This is a genomic window from Aquimarina longa SW024 (assembly GCF_001401755.1).
Lineage (GTDB): Bacteria > Bacteroidota > Bacteroidia > Flavobacteriales > Flavobacteriaceae > Aquimarina > Aquimarina longa.
The window spans coordinates 84,084-105,622 of the sequence record NZ_AVQK01000023.1 but is presented as its reverse complement, the minus strand read 5'-3'; the positions used below and the strand labels follow the sequence as shown (position 1 = coordinate 105,622).

Genomic DNA, 21,539 nt, shown 5'->3' with positions numbered 1-21,539 from the left:
AAGTATAAACATCGACAGATATGCATCGTAGAAAATTTATAGAAACAACAATTATAGCATCTACAGGAGTTTTACTGACCACTATAGGACTAAGTTGTTCATCAGATCCTATCATAGTAGAAGAATTGATAGGTAAATCAGAAGCGATGCTAGATACATACCCTAAAGAGGGAGACAATTATTTTGCATATTACAAGCTACCACAATCAGATTTTAGACATACTACTTTTTTAGGAGAAGACCTATTTGTATTCTGCAAGCAAGGTAAAATTGTAGGATATACTATAAAATCCAAAGGGATTGATAATGTAACAAAGTATAATACCACCTTACAGGATCTATATGGAACAAATACTAAAGTCTATGAAAATGATTTTGGAGAAGAATATACATGGAAAACAAGTGATCGACAGATTACGCTAAACCATACTAAGGACTACCCTAATATTCCGCAAAACACCTTTTTTAGCGAAGCAATATTAGATCATAAGTTACTTGTTTTTTAAGCATTATTTTTAAAATCTGATATATGGTAACTATGAACCAAAAACTTCAAACAAACTCGAAGGCTTACCGATATACGAATGGCGTAGTACTTTTGATGCCGAGGTTCCATTTTCATATACAGGGTGGCGCTCATCTATTGATCTCAGAGCAGCGTATAAGGATAAGAAAAAAAGAGATACAAAAGGAAGTGTTAGAAACGTATAAGGCAATGTACAAAATTATCAAAAACAGGGATATTAATGGATATTTAGCATTGGTGAGAGAGCGAGAAGAGCTCATAACCTCTTGTTTACTGTATAAAACTAACGAAAAAACACTACGTCAAAAAGAATTTGTAGGCCTTATACAAAATAATGCGTATGAAGTACAACCGTTAGTACCAGAAACGTTTAAAATAGAGTTTCAGGGGTATGGTAAATTGGTAATGTTATTACATAAGGTAGATGGAGAAGGAGTAATTAGGCTACAGAATAAAAAAGATCCTAAGGATACGATATACTTAGATTTTCGTTTACAACGTAAAACAAAAGGAGATCCCTTAACAGTGATATAAAATAAACCAAATCAATATGGCAGTAACACAACATCTTCAATATCTATCGATACTCATTATGTTCAGCACATTTTTAGGGTTTTCTCAAAATAGAATTGATATTTCTAACATCATTAATAAAGTAGATCCTGGAAAATCCTTAATAGAGATGCCCTTATTTAATGCTAAGAAAGAAACTATATATGGAGTAGATATGATCGTTTATGAATGCTTGCAAGATACATACTCAGGTAGAGAACATGTACAAAAGAACGAAATATATCTGTTTGATATCCCCGTAAAAACCATCGTGTTTTTTGTTTTAGAAGACAACCTAGATGAGATACAGTATTTAGAAATGAAAGTACTTCCATCCAGAGCCAATGAAAAAAAACTATTAGAAAAATTTCAGGAAATTCTAGGAGAAAAGTACGAGCTAGGTGATAGTTCCGTAAGTTATTCTAAAGAATATCAGTTTACAATAGAAAAAGGAACATGCGGTTTTCAATACCATCCTATTAAGACAGGAAGAGAAGAGTTAATAGTTGCTTATATGAGTGATAAACTGGTAAAATTATCAACATCAGAAAAAGAGAAGAATTAGAAACAAAATAGATAACCAAAACAATAAATATAGCAAACCTATGAAAGATACTTGGCTGACTAAATGGAATGACAGATATAGTGAAAGTGAATTTGCATATGGCGAATTACCTAATGAGTATTTAAAAGAGCAATTACAAAACCTAAAAACAGGAACGATACTATTTGCGGCAGAAGGCGAAGGGCGTAATGCAGTATTTGCAGCCAGTAAAGGTTGGGATGTCTCTGCATTTGATATTAGTATCGAAGGAAAAAATAAAGCAGTAGCGCTAGCAGATAAAAAAAACGTAACTATTGATTACAAGATAGGTGAATTAGAGAATTTAGGTTATAAGAATGAACAATTTGATGCAATAGCCTTAATCTATGCACATTTCCCTCCAGAGATCAAATCAATGTATCACCAAACACTTAATAACTATCTGCGTAAAGGAGGGATTATTATTTTTGAAGCATTTAGCAAAACACACATCGAGTACACGACTAAAAACCCAAAAGTAGGAGGACCTAAAGATATATCATCATTATTCTCTGTTGAGGAACTAAAATCAGATTTTAAGAATTATGAGATTATAGAACTAGTAGAAAAAGAAATCGAATTAAGCGAAGGACTATACCATAATGGAAAAGGCGCAGTAGTACGATTTGTTGGACGAAAAAAATAACCAGAATGCTATGATCAAATAGAGTAGAAGTATGACTGCTATAATCATATAGAAATCACTTCAGTCTATTTGATCATAAAAATCGTACTGAAATTAGGTGGTTTCGATTAAGGGAGAGAAGAGAATTTAACAAAACTATAACACTGTGTAGTTACAACCTCTAAGGTACTATCACATCTATATAATATACCAAAAATTGTAAAACATGAAAATATTATTATCTAGTTTATTTAAAGTTTTTAGCATCCTATTGTTATCAACCCTAATTTTTTTATCGTGTTCTAATGATGATGATCATAATCAAACAACCCCTAAGATTGGTTTAGCAAAGCTTAGAATAACTACAAAACAATGTAAAGAACCTTGGATAGGTGTACAAGGAAGCAATCTCGAAAACCAAGTCGCTAATTATCTAAAAAACCTAGATATAGAACTTAAGGGTTTTCAGAATGATACCCCTAGTAACATCTCTTCTTGCGAAGCCTGCGAGATCTGTGCAGGTCCTACAATCACAATCACTGTAGATAAAAAACATATCAACCGTTTACTAGATGAAGGCTTCTCAGTAGTTGATTGATTAATATCTTAGCTACAACTCCTATAAACAATATTCTTCCTTATATTTACACCCATGGAATTATTGTTTATAGGACTTTTAGGAGGTGCTATCTCAGCATACTTTATTTTTGCAAAGTTTAGCGCTGCAAAAAACAAATCCTCTGTACAAACCCAATCTACCGTACTAAAAGAAAAAATAAAGAGTGTATGTAAACTCGTCACTGTAGAAGGTGATTTTGCAGAAATCTATCATTATGAGAGTGTAAAAGAAAAATTTTTTAAACTACTCTCCGGAACCAAAAAAGCATTAATTATTATAGAAGCTAAAGCCCACATAGGCTTTGATTTATCTCAGGTAACACTAGAAAGTGATACCAAAAATAAACGGATTATTCTTACTCATTTTCCGCAACCAAAACTCCTAACCATAGAAACCGACTTTAAATACTACGATAAAAAAGACGGTTGGTTAAATCCTTTTACCTCTACAGACCTTACTGACCTTAATAAAGAAGCGAAACAATTTATCAAAGATAAAATCCCACAAAGCGGGCTAATGGAATCTGCAAAAAAAGAAGCCCTAACAGCAATTGCTCTTATGGAAACCCTTGCAGAATCTATTGGATGGACATTAGATTACACTGCATTAAAGTTTGATGACAATAATCAGGATATAAAACAGTTAGAATAAAATGAATATCGAAGCATTCAGAGAATATTGTTTATCCAAAAAAGGAGTTACAGAAGAATTTCCTTTTGATAAAACTACCCTTGTTTTTAAAGTAATGGGAAAAATGTTTGCACTCACTGGATTAGAACGAATCCCATTTAGTGTTAACCTAAAATGTGATCCTGATCGTGCTATCGAACTCCGTGAGTATCATCCAGAAATTACTCCCGGATATCATATGAGTAAAAAACACTGGAATACTGTTAACTTTTCTGGAAATTTAGCTACTAATATGATACTCGAACTAATTGATCATTCTTATAATCTAGTAGTAAGTGGCTTAACTAAAAAAGTAAAACAAGAATTAGAAAACCTTTAATCATAAAAAATAGAGAAAAGACAAAACATACGTTATAAAAAAAAAGCGTTTGTGATACACTTAGGACTCTATTTTCATCCATATAAAATGAATAACCCTATAGAATTTTATCAAGAGCAAATTTCTTTACATACAACAGCTTTAAAGCAAAAAAAGAAACAATTAGCAATATCTAGTACAATCCGTTTATTGGTTTTTCTATTAATAGTAGCAGGAGTATATTTTGGCTATCCCAATACTCAGATTATTATGGGTAGTATACTCCTTGGAATCATCCTCTTTATTTATCTAGTCACACGCCATAGCAATCTTACCTATGTAAAAAATAAATTAGAAAAACTAGTACAAATCAATCAACTAGAACTAGATGTTCCTACAGGTGATATAAGCAATCTTTCTTCTGGAAAAGAATATATAGATCCTACACATTTCTATAGCCATGATATCGACCTATTTGGTGAAAAATCTTTTTTTCAATACACTAATCGTACCGCTACACTAGCAGGAAAAAATAAATTAGCATCACTACTCAATGCCAATACTATTGATCATATCGAAGAGAAACAACAGGCTATACAAAACGTCGCCAATCTTCCAAAATGGAGACAAGAATTTAGCGCCATAGCATCCCTAGTTAACGTTACAGTTCCTATTACTACGATCCAAAACTGGTTTCAGAACTACACCTCTTTTGTACCTAAAATCATGCGGATACTTCCAGCTATAGTAACAGGAATTTCAATACTCGCATTAGGATTATTATTTCTTGATATTATTTCGTTCCCTATAGTGCTCATTTGGTTCTTTATAGGTCTTGGAATTACAGGAACGCAGCTTAAAAAAATAAATACATTATACAATCATGCCAATCAGGTAAAAGATACCTTTGAGCAATATTATAAACTCGTAGATAAAATTGAAACTATTGATCTTAATGCAACACTATTAAAAGAAAAACAACAATTAGTTAGTACCGAAAAAGAAAAAGCATCCCGTACACTAAAACAATTTGCCCGTATTCTTAATGATTTTGATCAACGTAATAATATGCTCTTTGGTGTTTTGTCAAATGGGCTTATGCTCTGGGATATTCGCCAATCCTATCGTATAGAGCAATGGATTGCCAATAATCATGATAAAGTAGCACAATGGTTTGAAGTAATTGCATTTTTTGACGCCTATAACTCTCTTGGTAATTTTGCTTTTAACAACCCCCAATATATATACCCAACAATAACATCAGACACCAGTGTGATACAAGCGCAAGAGTTAGGACACCCTATGCTTAATGCTACTAAAAGAGTAGATAATGATATTGCTATTGATAAAGAACAGTTTTTAATCATCACGGGAGCCAATATGGCGGGTAAAAGTACCTTCTTACGTACCGTAGCACTACAGATTGTAATGGCTAATATTGGACTTCCTATCTGTGCAAAATCATGTACCTATCGCCCTATTAAATTGATTAGTAGTATGAGAACATCAGATTCATTAAGTGATGATGCCTCTTATTTCTTTTCTGAATTAACACAACTCAAAAAAATTGTAACAGCACTAGAAAAAGAAGAATACTTTATCATATTAGACGAAATCCTAAAAGGCACAAATAGTAAAGACAAAGCCGCAGGATCTCGTAAGTTCGTAGAAAAATTAGTCAAAGCTAAAGCTACAGGTATTATCGCCACTCATGATCTAAGTCTATGCGAAATTGCTACAGAATTACCACAAGTAAAAAATCGTTTCTTTGACGCTCAGATTATCAATGATGAACTCTATTTTGATTATAAATTTAAAGATGGAGTATGCCAGAATATGAATGCATCTTTCTTATTAAAAAAGATGGGAATTGTATAAATCAACAACCTTTACCCCTTATCCAAGGGTATGAGGTATCCATCAGAAAAGGAACTTTGATTTCTAGACAAACCATAGAGAATTAACTTTTTAAAAAAGAAGAAAAAAACTTGTACTCAATACTTCTAGACAATAAGATGCAGTGATATCAGTAAAATCCTTATTGTATAGTACCCGTTCAGTAAACAACATCTTATGTAACTCTTGTTTAGGTTCTAATTTTTGGGTATGAAAAAAGAAAAAATCAATAAGAAACAAGGTAACCAGTTGATCAGGCTTAACAAAATCAGGAATAGTAATCCTTTGTTTTGCCAAAGTTAATATCCGTTTAGATAGGGTTTGGTAACAATTCGATGATATTTTTCATCACTACTTTAAACCCAACCTCTAATGATTGATCAAACTCGTCTAACAATCAGTGTTTTTATATGTGTTGTAGAGAAACGCTCTTGTCTTAGATGATTTACTACGCTACCAAGAGTACCAATAAGAATAGCAGGAGTATGTTTTTCTATTTTATCTTTAGAAGTGGTACGACCTCTGGATACAGCATTTACCCTTTTTTGAGTCAGAATACATAAATAAAGATTAATTATAATTGATTAATCTAAATGTTGTAATTTACTACTTCAACCACATACCGATTTGAAAACATTAAAAATATCAAAAGAGATTGAACTTTTATTAGGTAGTTTTGGAGCTATTCAAAGTGCATTTTTGACCATCTATCTGTTTTTTGGTAAAAAACACCATACTACAAACACACTTCTTTCTGTTTTCTTTTTTCTTATTACGATAAGAGTTATTAAATCTCTATTATGGGTATATTTAGATACACTTCCTGATTGGTTTATAAATATTGGTTTTATAGCCCATTATGCTACCGCTCCAACATTACTTTTATATTTCTTATATATTATTAAACCAAAAAAATGGCATGTACTAAATTACCTCCACTTTGCTCCTTCTTTGGTACTACTCCCTTTTCTTTTTAGAATAAATGGAAGTAATTTTTGGCATCTAGGAGGATACTCTTTTTTATTATACCATCAATTAACCTATACCACTTTAACTTTTGGGATGCTATTACTTTTTTTGAGGAAGATGGATAAACATACATTTACTATTAAAAAAGAAAAAAAGTACTGGTTGTTGATCTTATTTATTGGCGGTGCAAGTATACAATTAGCTTATTTTTCAAACTATATATTAGGGTTATCTCCATATCTATTAGGACCTATTATTTATGCTGTTTATATATATATAATTGCATTCTATGCATTTTTAAACCAAAGTATTTTTGAAGAGAAAGAAACTAACTCTAAATACCAAAATATAAATATTACGAATCAAGAGTTTACCCATTATCAAAATAAGATTATTCAAATTATGATATCAGAAAAACCTTACCTTAATGCTAGCTTTACTTTGGATAAATTGTCAAAACAAATCGCATTACCCACATATTTAACATCTCACATCATTAATAAAGGATTTAATACTAATTTTTCTGATTTTATTAATTCGTACCGCATTAACGAAGTCACTTCTAAGCTCACATCTTCTTCCTATAGTCATATTAAAATCTCACAAATAGCATATGATTGTGGTTTTAATACCTTATCATCTTTTAATACCTCGTTTAAAAAAATTAAAGGAACAACACCTTCGCAGTTTAGAAAAATGAATAATCTAAGCTGATGGATTTATAAATTTATCAAGCTTATTTATAAATCACACATATCATTTCATTTTAATTTATCAATATTGGATGATCCTAATAATTCGAAAACATATACATTATAAAGCTATATAAACGGATACAAGTTAAATAAGGATAGGCAATTTTGACAATTTAAAATCGAATCATGAAAGTTTGGTATCCTCCAATCAAAAAATTAGTGCTAAGATCGAAAGAGAGATTAAATGACATAAAAAGGCGATGTTCCTTTTTTTTACTACCTATGATAGGGATTATTTTAGTATCTGGTTGCCATAGGGATGAAGTTGTTCTTTTAAAAATAAAAGTTGAAGAAACTAAAGGGTTAGAAAGACCTTTAGAGTATATCGCTATTAACTTACCTAGATTAAAACTCAGCCAAAAAAACGATCAGTTATATGCATACTCTAGCACTGATAAAGTAAAAATTCCTGTCCAAATAGTAGCATCTAATCTTAATAAGAGTAATCAGATTCATGGTATATTGCCGATTGCTATTGGAGGACATGAAACAAAGGAATATTTTATTAAAGCAGAAACAGATAAGGATATAAAGACAGCTACTGATTTCATCATTAGAGGCAGTCATTTAGATTTAATTGTTGAGAATAAACACTATAGAGCTTCCCTAAAAGAATATATGGGAGATAAACAGCAGAAGTTTGGTTCTGGTCATTTAGGGAACCTTACCTTAAAAGAATTTGGCGATGTCGTATTGGCACGGAAAAATCCCAATCTAAAAATCCACTGGGCACCAAATTTTAGTAAGAAAAATTTAGATTACAAAACAATGGCTCACCTCAATTCACCAGATTCTGTTTTTATTTCAACAAAAGGACCATTTTACTTTAGTGTATTTAGGAGTGGTCGTATTGAGGGGTATGAAAATATTTTACTGAAAGGGAAGTATAGATTTTATGCTGGTCTCCCATATTTTATCTTTGAAAGTGAAATACTCTTCACAAAAAACGATTCTATAAACCTCTTGAGAAATGATGAGATGACTATGGATAGTCTATTTACTCATTTAGCCTTTCCCAGAGCTAGGAGAACCACTATTCATTTGCCTCTTTATGAAGAAAGCACGATGACCTATTTGGATGAAAATCCAATTCCAGATGACTCGCCATGGTTATTTTTTTATAATAAATATAAATCCTTTGCCTTTGGCTCAATAAGATTACATTACGATAATAAGAATATTTATGGAGATGATTCTCCCACCGATAATAAGCACACAAAAATTACTGCAAGTGCTAATAATGGGAGGTATTGGAATAGACGACTTATTCATAGTACAAACACCTTCGTGCCAAAGGGAAGTAAATACACCGAAAAGAATGCTTATATCCTATTTAAAATTGATGAAGAAGACCCAGCAAAAACAATAAAATACTTTCATGAACGTCTAAAAAATCCTGTTATGGTGAGGTATATACAGTAAGGAAAGCAGGATTCTATTACCTAGATAATAAGGTTTATAATTCCACGCTCTACTTTAGAAGAAATCGTCATGGCTACGAACTCTGATTTTAATTTTCCATCTTTTCAAGGGTTAAAAATCTATAATAAAATGAATACAAAAACGTATACTCTATTACTACTATCAATTATCCTTACGACTTATATAAGCAAAGCTCAAATACAGCAGATTGATGATGAAGGAACAATTCATGTCCCCTCATTTATGTTACCAGAATCACAATTCTTAAGTGATGAATCCAAGGCTATTTTAAAAGAACACCGTGCGTATAAAGTAAAAGCATTGAAAGCAATGCAACATGCTTGCCCTCCCCCAAAAAAAGGAGTCAGTCTTAAAGAAAGAAAACAATACAGAGAATGTCTGGCCGCTCATTTTTATACCACACCAGTATACAAAAAAACAATTGCAAGGTATCCTATAGATATTAAAATCGACACCATAAATAGAGTTTACACTGAAGTATTTACCCCTAAAGAAGGCATTGCGAAAGAAAACCAAAACAAGGTTTTGATCAATTTACATTCTGGAGCTTTTCAATTTGACTCCCAGACAGCAAGCCGGATAGAATCCATTCCTATTGCCGCCCTAAGTGGGATAAAAGTGATTAGTATTGACTATAGAATGGGACCAGAATATCAATTCCCCGCAGCCAGTGAAGATGTTGCTACCGTATACAAATCTTTATTAGAAGAATATAAACCACAAAATATTGGTATTTATGGAACAGCAGGTGGTGGACAATTGGTTTCACAGGCATTGGCATGGTTTCAGAAAGAAAACCTTCCAAATCCTGGAGCCATAGGAATGATTGGCATGGCTGCTGCTGAACCAAGACCAAAAACAGATTCGATGCACATTATTTCTGCCGTAGATGGACATGAAGGAATTGCTCCTTTCACTGTTTTTGAACCTTATTATGGAGCCGACCCAGATTTTGATGACCCGCTTTTAGTTCCTTTAAATTCTAAGGAAATACTTTCCAAATTCCCACCATCTTTGCTCATCGTTTCCACTCGTGATTTCCATATGAGTTCTGTCGTTTACACACATACTCAATTGATAAAACTTGGTGTAGAAGCTGATCTGCATGTATGGGAAGGCGTAGGTCATGTATTCACAGCAAATGTTGAATTATCTGAATCTAGAGAAGCCTTTAATGTAATCGTTAATTTCTTCAAAAAACATTTACACTAATAATACATTTAAGAATTAAGAGACTGTTGGTATGGCAGTTCTCAATAGTTCTATAATAAGATTATTTAGATACGTATTTGTAAGCAAAATACCTGCGGATATTGTTAACACACTATATTAAACACTACCTGTTTATATCGTTGTCCGCCATGTTACGAAGACCGTCCGCCTTGTTTATATCGTTGTCCGCCATGTTACGAAGACCGTCCGCCTTGTTTATATTGTTGTCCGCTATGTTACGAAGACCATCCGCCTTGTTTATATTGTTGTCCGCCATGTTACGAAGACCGTCCACCTTGTTTATATCGTTGTCCGCTATGTTACGAAGACCATCCGCCTTGTTTATATTGTTGTCCGCTATGTTACGAAGACCGTCCTTCTTAATAGAACTATTAGCGTTAAAAACAAAGATTATGTGGGATCAAAAATAAAGCTTCTATATATTTGAAAAATTAAAAAGAATACCATTTTAATCCCTCATTGGGGGGTTAATTCCCCGAGGATTGCCTCGACATCAAAATATTTTTTTCGGAAGCATACCTCGTGAGAGACTGCTCCGAGGTTATTGATTTTTGAAACCATATACTACTGATATAGCATACCCTAAAAATAGCAAATGAATACATTACAATATATAGAAAACGAATTATCAGATCTAAGAACGCAATTACGAAACCATGAATTATATGAATGCCTTACAGAGATCGAAGACATACAGATGTTTATGGAATATCATGTTTTTGCCGTTTGGGATTTTATGTCATTATTAAAAGCAATACAAGTACAATTAACTAACGTATCAGTTCCTTGGACACCTCGAAAAAACCCAACATTATCTCGGTTTATAAATGAAATAGTACATGGAGAAGAAAGTGATATTAATGAATTAGGAGAGCCAAAAAGTCATTTTGAAATGTATCTCGATGCTATGAATCAGATACACGCCAATACCTCAGAGATTGATTCACTAATTTCTCTAATCGAATCCAGAAATGATGTAAATTATACATTAAATCAGTTAACTATTGATCAACGAGTTATAAACTTTGTTCAGTTTTCATTCGAAATAATACAAACCAAAAAACCACATCTAATTGCAGCAGCATTTACATTCGGTAGAGAAGACGTTATACCAGATATGTTTATCAAAATTCTAAAAAAATCTGATGCCGAAAACAAAACATACAATAAATTAACGTATTATCTAAACAGGCATATTGAGCTAGATGGAGATGAGCATGGACCACTATCGCTACAAATGATTGAAGAACTATGTCAGAACGATTCAGAAAAATGGGAAGAAACATTACATGTTGCCAAACAATCCCTAGAGAAAAGAATTGAATTGTGGAATGGCATAACAGATCGTATTAAAGAAAGAAAATTAACCTTTAAATCGATAACCTCAGAGCAAGTTCATATAGTATAATCCCAGAAAAAAAATGTAGTCCTGATTTGCATCCCTATAGAATATATCTAAACAGTAGCTATATATAGGTCTTTTCTATACTGCGATGGCGTTACCCCTTTTAGAGATTTAAACTTACGATTAAAATTAGATACATTTTTAAATCCACTAGCATAAGATGCTTCTGATATAGAAGCATCTGGTTTTTTTGATAAAATTCTACAAGAGTTTTCTATCCTAATCTCGGTCAGAAACTGAAAAAAAGTCTTATTAGTATGTTGTTTAAAATAACGGCAAAACGCATTAGGAGTCATACTAGCAATATTAGAAGCTTCTTGTAAAGTTATATCCGTATGAAAGTTATTCATTACAAACTGAAAAACATCAGCAATTCGCTTTCCATCACTATCGGTATATTTTTTTTTAACGATAGAAGAAGATAATGTTCTAACCTCTGCAACATAGAACAATCTTAGGATTTGTAAAAAAATAATGAATCGTTCTAATCGGTTTTTTGTCTTTTGAATCTTTAGAAATTCCTTTTTTAATGCTTCTTTTTCTAAAATAACTTTAACACCATAAGATATAGCATCAAAAAAATTAGATAAATGACTAAACTCTCTAAGTTTAAAAAAATCATCTCCAAATGATTTTTTAGTGAAGAATATTGAAATCATATGAGAATCCTCAACCGATGAAGCACTTTGTAAGACATGAGGTAATTGACTCCCAAAAACTAAAATATCATCAGCCTTATAATTTGTAATCGTATCCCCAACAATCAAACTACCCTCTCCTGATAGAATAAGAGACATCTGAATCTCCTCGTGCTGATGAAAAATATTATAAAATGAAGCCCCCTTATCTTCTTGTATAATAAGTGTATCGGTATCAATTTTGGGTATTGTAAAAGGCAATATTTTCATTCAACGGCATCAAAATTTAAATAATTACTTTTTTTAACACTAGTAACAAGTAACCAAAAAAGCAAATCTCTTACAGACTATTTACCTCTTTTGTGAAAACTATATGTATTCTTTGATTACAAAACCTTACGATAAAAGATTTTTGAAACTAAATCAATAATACTCATTTATATGCCTATAAACCAAATATAAGGTAATATAGTATTACATCTAGATAATTTATAACTATTGACATTGTTGGTTTCATAATACTTTTGAATAAAAATAAAAGATGATACTAGATTGGAAAGGCGTAATGCCTGCGGTAACGACAAAGTTTACAAAAGACGATACATTAGATTTAGCAATGTTTACAATAAACATCAATACACAGCTTGAAGCAGGAGTACATGGTATCATACTTGGCGGTACTCTAGGAGAAGCCAGTACTTTATCTAATGATGAAAAAAGGATTTTAGTCAAAACCACAGTGGACATTGTTAAAGACAAAGTCCCTGTTATTATGAATATTGCCGAACAAACGACCAAAGGAGCCATAGAAGCAGCCAAAAAAGCAAAAGAAGATGGAGCCAGTGGTCTGATGATGCTCCCTCCTATGCGGTATACAGCAGGAGATCGAGAAACCGTAGTGTATTTTAAAGAAGTTGCTCAGAGTACAGATCTTCCTATAATGGTTTATAATAACCCTGTCGATTATAAGATTGAAGTTACCTTAGATATGTTCGAGGAACTACTAAAACTAGAGAACATACAAGCAGTAAAAGAATCTACCAGAGATATTTCTAACATTACCCGAATTAAAAATCGATTTGGAGATCGATTAAAAATCCTTAGTGGCGTTGATACACTAGCTCTAGAGAGCTTACTAATGGGAGCAGATGGTTGGGTTGCAGGATTGGTAGATGCCTTCCCCGAAGAAACTGTAGCAATTTATGAGCTTCAAAAAGCAGGAAAAATTAAAGAAGCCATACAGATATATCGTTGGTTTTTACCATTGCTAGAATTAGATATAAACGCTAAATTAGTACAGAATATAAAACTGGCAGAGGTAGCTACAGGTATTGGTACAGAAAATGTACGTGCTCCCAGATTACCACTGGTCGGAGATGAGCGTAAAAAGGTATTAGAAATTATAGAAAATGGAATTAAGACCAGACCTAAATTACCGGATTATAAATTATTGAGTCAATCTTAGAAGACTATAGTGATTTCATAAAAACGATATACATTACCTTACTAAAGGATATTTTTTTAAAACAAACACAATATATAGTATGGATTTATATAATCAATGAGATGATCCATTATCACACTAAATCATTTATAAACTATGATAACAGGTAAAAATTATATAGGAAATCAGCTTTCTAGTACAGGGAATGTAACTTACAAAACGATTAACCCTAAGCTCAATATAGAAAATGAACCTACTTTTTTTGAAGCCTCGCAAGAAGAAGTAGAAAAAGCGGTATACTTAGCATCAGAAGCTTTTGAGGGATTCAAAAAAATGTCAGGCTCTAAAAAGGCCAAATTCTTAAATGCTATAGCAGATGAGATTTTAGCTATGGATGACCTATTAATAGAAACCTATATATCAGAAACAGGGTTACCAGAAGGAAGAGCAAAAGGAGAGCGAGGAAGAACAATAGGGCAACTAAGAGCATTTGCCGATCTAGTCATCGAAGGCTCTTGGGTAGATGCAACTATAGATACTTCTGATTTGGATAGAAGCCCTATCCCAAAACAAGATATTCGAAAAATGCTAGTACCATTGGGGCCTGTAGTCGTATTTGGAGCTAGTAACTTCCCGTTAGCATATGCTACCGCTGGAGGTGATACCGCAGCAGCATTTGCAGCAGGATGCCCAGTGATTGTAAAGTCGCACCCTATGCATGCAGGAACAGGAGAATTAGTAGCTTCTGCAATTAATAAAGCTGCTATAAAAACAGGAATGCCAGAAGGAGTATTCTCTAACCTTAATAGTTCCGGTATTGAAATAGGGGTTCAATTAGTAAAGCACCCTAAGGTAAAAGCAGTCGGTTTTACCGGTAGTATTAAAGGAGGTAGAGCATTACTTGATCTAGCATCACAACGACCAGAACCAATCCCCGTATTTGCAGAAATGGGAAGTATTAATCCAGTCATTTTATTACCAGAAGCAATGACTGCCAGAAGCGCAGATATAGCAAAGACCTATGCAAAATCAATCACATTAGGGGCAGGACAGTTTTGTACAAATCCGGGATTGATTTTAGGAGTTAAAGGAAAAAATCTGGATCATTTTATAAAAGTACTTTCTGATGAGATTATAAAAATCAAACCTTCTTGCATGTTACACCCTAATATCATTAGTAATTACGAAAGAAACAAAACAAATGTGTTACAACAAAAAGGAATATCAGTTACAGCTAATTTAGAGAATGATATCGCTATAAACCATGCTAGGCAAACCGTAACTACAGTAGCAGGAAAAACGTTTTTAGAAAATAAAATATTACATCAAGAAGTATTTGGACCATTTTCTATAGTTGTACAATGCAAAGATATTGAGGAGTTAGAAACCATAATCAATACGCTCGATGGTCAACTAACAGGTACTATTATTGCAGAAAAAGAAGAAATATCAAGGTATAATACCGTTATTGATGCATTACAAAATCGAGTAGGAAGAATCATTTTTAATGGTGTTCCTACAGGAGTAGAAGTATGTCCTGCAATGCTACATGGTGGTCCATATCCAGCCTCTACAGATAGCCGATTTACAGCAGTAGGGGTTCAATCTATTAAACGATGGGTGCGACCATTTAGCTACCAAAGCTGGCCTAACGAGTTATTACCTGACACACTTAAAAATGAAAACCCACTAGGGATTTCTAGAATCATTGATGGAAACCGTACCAGTTCCAAAATTTGATGGTTTTACAATCAATACGCATATCCAAAAGGCAAAAAAATGGCTAAAACAATCTTTAAGTGTATCGATGCACATACTTGCGGAAATCCTGTGCGAGTAGTAACTACCGGAAGACCTAATCTTATCGGAGAAACGATGAGTGAAAAACGTCAACACTTTCTTGAAGCATATGACTGGATTAGAAAAGGATTAATGTTTGAACCCCGCGGACATGATATGATGAGTGGGAGTTTCTTATTCGAACCACACCACCCTGATAATGACTTAGCTATTTTATTTATAGAAACCTCTGGATGTCTACCCATGTGCGGTCATGGTACTATCGGAGCCATTACAATTGCTATTGAAGAAGGATTAATAGTACCTAAAACTTCAGGAAAAATTAGAATGGAGGCTCCTGCAGGACTTGTAGAGATAACATACCAACAAACTGATAAAAAGGTAGATTGGGTAAAATTTATAAATGTAAAATCATATCTAGCAGCAGAAGAACTAACCATAGAATGCCCAGAACTAGGAACACTGACTTTTGATGTGGCTTATGGAGGAAATTTTTATGCAATCATAGATCCTCAAAAAAACTTTAGTGGGGTTCATAATTTTACAGCAAGCAAACTGATTCAATACTCTCAGGTTATAAGAAAACGTATCAATACAAAGTATCCGAATACATTTATCCATCCAGAAAATGACACCATAAGAGATGTTAGTCATATCCTCTGGACAGGGAATCCTATCCATCCAGAGTCTTCAGGTAGAAATGCTGTTTTTTATGGAGATAAAGCTATTGATCGTTCTCCCTGTGGAACAGGAACTTCTGCCCGAATAGCACAGCTACATGCTAAAGGCAAATTAAAAAAAGGAGAAGAATTTATCCATGAAAGTTTTATAGGCAGTACATTCATCGGTAGAATAGTAGAAGAAACAGAACTAAAGGGCATCAAAGCAATCATACCCAGTATACAAGGTTGGGCAAAAATTTATGGATATAATACCATTAGTATTGATAAGGAAGACGATCCTTATGCGCATGGTTTTCAGGTTATTTGAGAAATGTTTTAGATCAATCTAAATAAGTAAAACATATAATTATGAATAAAGAAGTTATTATCATTGGTGGCGGAATCATTGGATTATGTTCTGCCTATTATTTACATAAAGAAGGGCATCAGGTTACTATTCTGGATCAGTCTTCTATGGATTCTGGAGCCTCGTATGTCAATGCAGGGTATCTTTCTCCCAGTCATATTATTCCTCTTGCGGCGCCGGGTATGATGAAAAAGGGACTAAAATGGATGTTTAACCCTTCTAGCCCACTATTTATAAAACCACGTCTTAACTCAGATTTTCTGCAATGGGGGTGGGCTTTTAATACATCTTGCTCTACAAAAAATGTAACTAATGGTATTGCTGCGATTAAAGATATTGCCATATTGGGTAGAGATCTATATGCTGAAATAAAATCAGAAGAGAAATTTTCTTTTCAATTAGAAAAGAAAGGGCTTTTAATGGTCTGCCAAACCGAAAAGATGTTAGAAGAAGAAACTCATATTGCTAAAATCGCCGCTAAAGAAGGATTACCTACACGAGAACTCTCACTCGATGAATTAAAAAAAATAGAGCCTAATGTGCAATTAAATGCTAAAGGAGCTGTACATTATCAATGCGATTGGCATACTACTCCACAGACATTTATGGATGAAATGAAAACATTTCTTAAAGCATCCGGAGTACAAATTCTTAAAAATGAAAAAGTAGTTGATATCATTATTAAAAACAATGAAATTACTTTAATAGCTACTAAAAACAAATCATATACAGCAGATGAATTTGTATTAGCTGCAGGATCTTGGTCTCATTTACTAAGTAAAAAACTAGGTATTCAAATACTACTAGAAGCAGGAAAAGGATATCGTATCAATTCTAAAAGAGAATTAGGGATTACGATACCCGCTATATTAGCCGAAGCTAAAGTCGCTATAACGCCAATGCAAGGGTTTACCAGATTTGCGGGTACTATGGAAATAACAGGAATCAATCATACCATTAATAAAGTACGAGTTGAAGCGATTGCAAACGCAACACAACGATACTACCCTGAAATTAAACTTTCTAGTGAAGAAAAAGAGGCTGTTGCCTGTGGACTCAGACCTGTTTCTCCGGATGGTATTCCATATATTGGTAAATCCACTAGATGTAAGAATTTAACCATAGCTACAGGACATGCTATGATGGGGTGGAGCATGGGACCATCCACAGGAAAACTGGTTTCAGAAATTATTTCTGATCAAAAACCTTCTTTGAATCTAGAGCCTTACCATCCAGATCGTAGATTTTAATCATACATGCTTCTACTAGTCAAAGTAGGTTTTTTGTTTTCTACGATAGAACCTATAAAAGATTATATTATCTATTAGCATGAATACTTCACCCCGTTTATAATACGAGAGATCAAACTACCTTCTGTACCGTGAACTTTAATGAGTTCTTTCATACGCCCTCCTTTTATGTTAGCTATATTAGAGTCGGAAAGTTTGGTTACATTAATTTTTTTTAATTCGAGCTTTACCTTTTTAGTTGTTTTCATGATGAGTTAATTTGAATTTTGTTGTAATGTAAATGTAACTAACAAACATTAATTGTTTATATAAATTCCTTTATGTTTTGGGTAAAATTTATAAATCTTTAGTGGTTTTTATCAAGCACTTCAATCACATAATTCACTTATTGTCAGATTTTTTTATGTATTCAGTAGGGTTACAACCATTTTTTTTATAAAATGCTTTTACAAAAGACTGTATATTATTAAAACCTACTTCTTTTGCCATCGACGTTATAGAATAGTGTCTAAATTTTTTATTTTTTTTTATTTGTTCTACACAATATTCTATACGTAAATCATTAATGTAATTGGCGAAATTTTTTTGTTTATTTATATTAATAATCTTGGATAAGTATGTCGAATTTGTTTTTAGCTTTTTGGCAACTTTCGACATGGTTAAATCATTTTTTAAATAAATTCTATTCTTCTCAAAATCTTCAAGTTTTTTTAGAATATCGTCTCTTAATTCTGGTGCCAGTTCAATATCTTTTGTTTTCTGTGTTTTCTTTTTAGTTAGATGTTCTGTATTTAGTAACTTTTCTTGATATGCTCTTTCATAATTTTTCTTTCTTTTTTTATAATAATAAAAATATCCTAAGCTTATCAATGTAATTGTTACTCCTCCAAAGAACCATAATTGATATATCTTTATTTTACTACGATTCTTGATGCTATGTATTAATTGTTCTTTTTCTTTGATCAGTTGTACATTGTCATACTTTTTTATAATATCTATCTGTAATTTTTTATGTTTTATAGAGAGACTACTATCTAGCTTTATCAATTTTTCCATAACCCTTAGCTGATTTTCTCTATCCTCTTTCTTTTTATAATGATCTATGAGCAAAGTAAACGCTTCTCTGGTTTCTAATATATAATTAGGAATATGTACTGCGGAGTCTATTTTTTTTAAATAACCAATAGCTTTTTCTTCCTTATTTAGTTGTAGTAATGTTTTTCCTAAATATAAATAGGTAATGAGTACGTTAGTATATGGGCTTTTTTGGGATAATGATAGGGATTTTTTTAAACTATCCTGCGCTACGGTATAGTCTTTTCTAAAATAACTATTCACTCCATAGGATGAAAGTAATTCAGAATAAGAATGCGGAATACCCCTTGATAGCGAAGATGCAATACCTTTTTTTAGATAAAAATGTGCGGTATCATATTTTTTAAATAAATTATAACTATCGGACAGTTTACAAAGAGTCGCTATATAATGGGATCTGAATTTATCAATAGTATCCTCAGTGGATAAGAGCTTTAAGTTTTTTTTATAAATCTCTAAAGATTCCTCATCTTTTCCTAAGGTGCTTTTCAGGATCGCAATATTATGGGTTATAGCAATGATATGGCTCATATTCTGATTGATCTCTGCATGTTTTTTTGAAATCAAATACGAGGTTAAAGCTTCATTATATTTTTCTAATCTTTGTAAAAGATAACCTTTTAACAAATAACCTCTCGCGGGATAGAATTCATTTTTTATTCCTTTAGTGATATTTATCATAGAATCCGTGTATGCCAACGCAACTTTTGGATTATTTACATTCATTTCAAAGAATATCTGATATCCATTTGCTATTTCAATACGATTCTTATTTTTCTTTGCTCTAATAAGGTATGTATTAGATAATTTGTTTATAAAAACCGAATCTTTATAATGTTTAATAAAAAGCGTTCGCAGTTCATCAAATGATTTATAATCTAAAGAATCAGAAACTGAATATTCTTTTTCACTACCCCCTTTTTTAGTTGGCATACTAACTCCTTTTTTAGGTAGGGAAACCAGGATTATAAAAATTAAAATAATAGGATAAATATTCTTCATTCTTATGTTTAAAATAGGGGTTATAAAAATCAATAGCAATATAAGGGATAACCTTATAAATAAAAGGTGGTTTTAGTAGCAAATCATAAAACCGTTTTTTTAGAAACAAACATATTTATAAAGAATATACTGAAATAAACAATGGTTAAAATTTATAAATATACTTATCAGAATTTATAAATACTAAGCTACTTCTCTTCTTAAAGAACAATTTTGGTTATTGTTCTGTCTTATATTTATGATTAGGATCACTAGTAAAAAAAAATCTATTAACATTTACCCAATTAAAGGTTCTATATAAAAAACGCTAGGTTATTAACGATACAGTAAAGAGTTATAGATTAAGAATAGCGTTAAAGACATATCTATCACTTAGGACATTAATGAACAGTCTTTTTTATCACATTATTAGACAATAATAGACCTTACAGAAGATTTTTATAATCTTGTAAGGTCTATTTTTTTTAGGCAGTAAAAAGTATTGAATAAATTTTAGGGTCTGTTATAAGCCCTCTATTTGTCGTTTATAAAAAGCATCTTGTTGTTTTTTCATCATTTCTCGGGCAATTTTCTTCTTATAAGCATATAGTTCTTCTTCTTTGGTAAGATCTCCATATACCTTATCATTAATGGCGTGATCTGTTTCTAATAATGCTTTTCGTTGATCCTCTTTTTGGGCTACCCAAGTTTTTATTTCATTCTCTACATCTTCTGACTTATAATCATATTCCCCTTTGGGTGAAAGTAATTTTGCAAAAATGGGAGAAGTTTCTATCGCTAGAAATAGTAAAAAGATAAAAAACGAAGGCAGCCAAGGTAATTTATTCAGAGCATTTACCCTAGCCATTAATCCATCAAAGTTATCGATAATCGGTTGTGAAGTGTTTACCTGAGTAGTATACTCAGTAGCTAATTCAGCTTTTTTTAGTTCTAATGCAGTGATTTTTTCTGCATTTGTTTTCTTTAATTCAGCGAACTCTGCCAAAGTAGCATCATGTTTTTCTCGCTTTTCTTTATATACAGGTCCTTTTCCAATAACTTCTGTTCCTTTTCTACCTTCAGCCTCGGCAATATAGGTTTCATAAAGCGTATTGACCTCTGTCTCTTTAAGAGTTATTTCTTTTTTAAGTGCACCTATTTCAGCATCGATTGTAGCAATCGCTGGATTATATTGCGTCGCTATTTGCTCTTTATTAGCTAATGTAAAATCATTCTTTTGTTCTAGTAATACTCTATCGATTTCTTTTTCAAAAATCTTTAATTCTAAAGGTTTAGCAATGACAATAGCGATGATTATAGCTAAAATAATTCTAGGAGAAGCTTGCATCAGTTCATCCATAAAATTATCTTTTTTCTTAATAGTTGATACAATAAATCTATCTAGATTAAAAATGAGTAATCCCCATAGTAATCCAAAGAAAATGGCAGCAATGTACGTATCAAATACAGTATATAAGGCATAACTAGCAGCGACAAAAGCCATCACAGCAGTAAAAAAAACAGTAGCTCCGATACCAGCATACTTATTTTGCTCTCCAGCAGAACTATCAGACAATATATCTGCATCAGCTCCTGAACATAAAATAAAAAAACGTTTTAACATAACATCTAAGGGTTTTTTGATTGATACTCCATATAACGCTGATTTACAAATAAATGTTGTGTAAAAATTTAGATCTCATAGGTT

The 21,539-nt window shown here is 32.3% G+C and carries 22 protein-coding genes; 16 read left to right on the top strand and 6 right to left on the bottom strand.

Annotation, left to right across the window (positions count from 1 at the left end; genetic code table 11):
- Positions 1-20 precede the first annotated feature (20 nt).
- The gene (locus N456_RS05210) at positions 21-506 is read left to right on the top strand and encodes a hypothetical protein (RefSeq protein WP_062054638.1); all 486 of its coding nucleotides are present in this window, start codon (positions 21-23) and stop codon (positions 504-506) included.
- 30 nt (positions 507-536) lie between these two features.
- On the opposite strand, the gene N456_RS24260 is transcribed toward N456_RS05210, so the two are convergent.
- Entirely contained in the window at positions 537-716 is a 180-nt protein-coding gene (locus N456_RS24260; RefSeq protein WP_158447832.1) for a hypothetical protein, read from the bottom strand.
- On the opposite strand from N456_RS24260, the gene N456_RS24255 reads away from it, so the two are divergent.
- The 7 genes from N456_RS24255 (at position 716) to N456_RS05175 (ending at position 5,771) form a co-directional block, all read left to right on the top strand.
- On the top strand, positions 716-1,060 hold the full coding sequence (locus N456_RS24255; protein WP_158447831.1) for a hypothetical protein: 345 nt from the start codon (positions 716-718) through the stop codon (positions 1,058-1,060). The genes N456_RS24260 and N456_RS24255 overlap by 1 nt on opposite strands.
- A 16-nt stretch (positions 1,061-1,076) precedes the next feature.
- Positions 1,077-1,643, top strand: a complete 567-nt coding sequence (locus N456_RS05200; protein ID WP_148639197.1) for a hypothetical protein — start codon at positions 1,077-1,079, stop codon at positions 1,641-1,643.
- Positions 1,644-1,683: 40 nt separating this feature from the next.
- The gene (locus N456_RS05195; protein ID WP_062054632.1) at positions 1,684-2,307 is read left to right on the top strand and encodes a class I SAM-dependent methyltransferase; all 624 of its coding nucleotides are present in this window, start codon (positions 1,684-1,686) and stop codon (positions 2,305-2,307) included.
- Positions 2,308-2,512: 205 nt separating this feature from the next.
- Entirely contained in the window at positions 2,513-2,884 is a 372-nt protein-coding gene (locus N456_RS05190) for a hypothetical protein (RefSeq protein ID WP_062054630.1), read from the top strand.
- 54 nt (positions 2,885-2,938) lie between these two features.
- Positions 2,939-3,556 carry a DUF4230 domain-containing protein gene (locus N456_RS05185; protein ID WP_062054628.1) on the top strand — a complete coding sequence of 206 codons (618 nt, stop codon included), beginning with the start codon at positions 2,939-2,941 and terminating at the stop codon, positions 3,554-3,556.
- Between the two features lies 1 nt (position 3,557).
- On the top strand, positions 3,558-3,914 hold the full coding sequence (locus N456_RS05180; protein ID WP_062054626.1) for an MmcQ/YjbR family DNA-binding protein: 357 nt from the start codon (positions 3,558-3,560) through the stop codon (positions 3,912-3,914).
- 51 nt (positions 3,915-3,965) lie between these two features.
- Positions 3,966-5,771 (top strand): MutS-related protein, encoded by a 1,806-nt coding sequence (locus N456_RS05175; RefSeq protein WP_338021345.1) that lies wholly within the window; start codon positions 3,966-3,968, stop codon positions 5,769-5,771.
- A 90-nt stretch (positions 5,772-5,861) separates the two neighbouring features.
- On the opposite strand, the gene N456_RS25225 is transcribed toward N456_RS05175, so the two are convergent.
- Positions 5,862-6,086: a hypothetical protein gene (locus tag N456_RS25225; RefSeq protein ID WP_062054622.1), complete on the bottom strand. Its 225-nt coding sequence runs from the start codon at positions 6,084-6,086 to the stop codon at positions 5,862-5,864.
- A 330-nt stretch (positions 6,087-6,416) separates the two neighbouring features.
- Between N456_RS25225 and N456_RS05165 the strand changes: the two genes are divergently transcribed.
- The 4 genes from N456_RS05165 (at position 6,417) to N456_RS05150 (ending at position 11,597) form a co-directional block, all read left to right on the top strand.
- Positions 6,417-7,472: a helix-turn-helix domain-containing protein gene (locus N456_RS05165; protein WP_062054620.1), complete on the top strand. Its 1,056-nt coding sequence runs from the start codon at positions 6,417-6,419 to the stop codon at positions 7,470-7,472.
- A 263-nt stretch (positions 7,473-7,735) separates the two neighbouring features.
- On the top strand, positions 7,736-8,935 hold the full coding sequence (locus tag N456_RS05160; RefSeq protein ID WP_148639196.1) for a hypothetical protein: 1,200 nt from the start codon (positions 7,736-7,738) through the stop codon (positions 8,933-8,935).
- A gap of 69 nt (positions 8,936-9,004) precedes the next feature.
- Positions 9,005-10,168: an alpha/beta hydrolase fold domain-containing protein gene (locus N456_RS05155; RefSeq protein ID WP_062054616.1), complete on the top strand. Its 1,164-nt coding sequence runs from the start codon at positions 9,005-9,007 to the stop codon at positions 10,166-10,168.
- 616 nt (positions 10,169-10,784) lie between these two features.
- Positions 10,785-11,597, top strand: a complete 813-nt coding sequence (locus N456_RS05150; protein ID WP_062054614.1) for a DUF3050 domain-containing protein — start codon at positions 10,785-10,787, stop codon at positions 11,595-11,597.
- A gap of 47 nt (positions 11,598-11,644) precedes the next feature.
- Here N456_RS05150 and N456_RS05145 read toward each other — a convergent pair whose 3' ends face one another.
- The gene (locus tag N456_RS05145) at positions 11,645-12,502 is read right to left on the bottom strand and encodes an AraC family transcriptional regulator (protein ID WP_062054612.1); all 858 of its coding nucleotides are present in this window, start codon (positions 12,500-12,502) and stop codon (positions 11,645-11,647) included.
- A gap of 271 nt (positions 12,503-12,773) precedes the next feature.
- Between N456_RS05145 and N456_RS05140 the strand changes: the two genes are divergently transcribed.
- The 4 genes from N456_RS05140 (at position 12,774) to N456_RS05125 (ending at position 17,755) form a co-directional block, all read left to right on the top strand.
- Positions 12,774-13,697: a dihydrodipicolinate synthase family protein gene (locus N456_RS05140; protein WP_062054610.1), complete on the top strand. Its 924-nt coding sequence runs from the start codon at positions 12,774-12,776 to the stop codon at positions 13,695-13,697.
- 135 nt (positions 13,698-13,832) lie between these two features.
- Complete coding sequence (locus N456_RS05135; protein WP_062054608.1) at positions 13,833-15,416, top strand: aldehyde dehydrogenase (NADP(+)); 1,584 nt, start codon at positions 13,833-13,835, stop codon at positions 15,414-15,416.
- A 39-nt stretch (positions 15,417-15,455) separates the two neighbouring features.
- On the top strand, positions 15,456-16,466 hold the full coding sequence (locus N456_RS05130) for a 4-hydroxyproline epimerase (protein ID WP_062054606.1): 1,011 nt from the start codon (positions 15,456-15,458) through the stop codon (positions 16,464-16,466).
- Between the two features lie 41 nt (positions 16,467-16,507).
- The gene (locus N456_RS05125) at positions 16,508-17,755 is read left to right on the top strand and encodes an NAD(P)/FAD-dependent oxidoreductase (protein ID WP_062054604.1); all 1,248 of its coding nucleotides are present in this window, start codon (positions 16,508-16,510) and stop codon (positions 17,753-17,755) included.
- A 74-nt stretch (positions 17,756-17,829) separates the two neighbouring features.
- On the opposite strand, the gene N456_RS24250 is transcribed toward N456_RS05125, so the two are convergent.
- The 3 genes from N456_RS24250 to N456_RS05115 form a co-directional block, all read right to left on the bottom strand.
- Positions 17,830-18,003 (bottom strand): hypothetical protein, encoded by a 174-nt coding sequence (locus N456_RS24250; RefSeq protein ID WP_158447830.1) that lies wholly within the window; start codon positions 18,001-18,003, stop codon positions 17,830-17,832.
- A 133-nt stretch (positions 18,004-18,136) separates the two neighbouring features.
- A complete protein-coding gene (locus N456_RS05120) occupies positions 18,137-19,783 on the bottom strand; it encodes an AraC family transcriptional regulator (RefSeq protein ID WP_158447829.1) in 1,647 nt (548 codons plus the stop codon).
- Positions 19,784-20,354: 571 nt separating this feature from the next.
- Complete coding sequence (locus N456_RS05115; RefSeq protein ID WP_062054600.1) at positions 20,355-21,455, bottom strand: DUF4407 domain-containing protein; 1,101 nt, start codon at positions 21,453-21,455, stop codon at positions 20,355-20,357.
- Positions 21,456-21,539 lie beyond the last annotated feature (84 nt).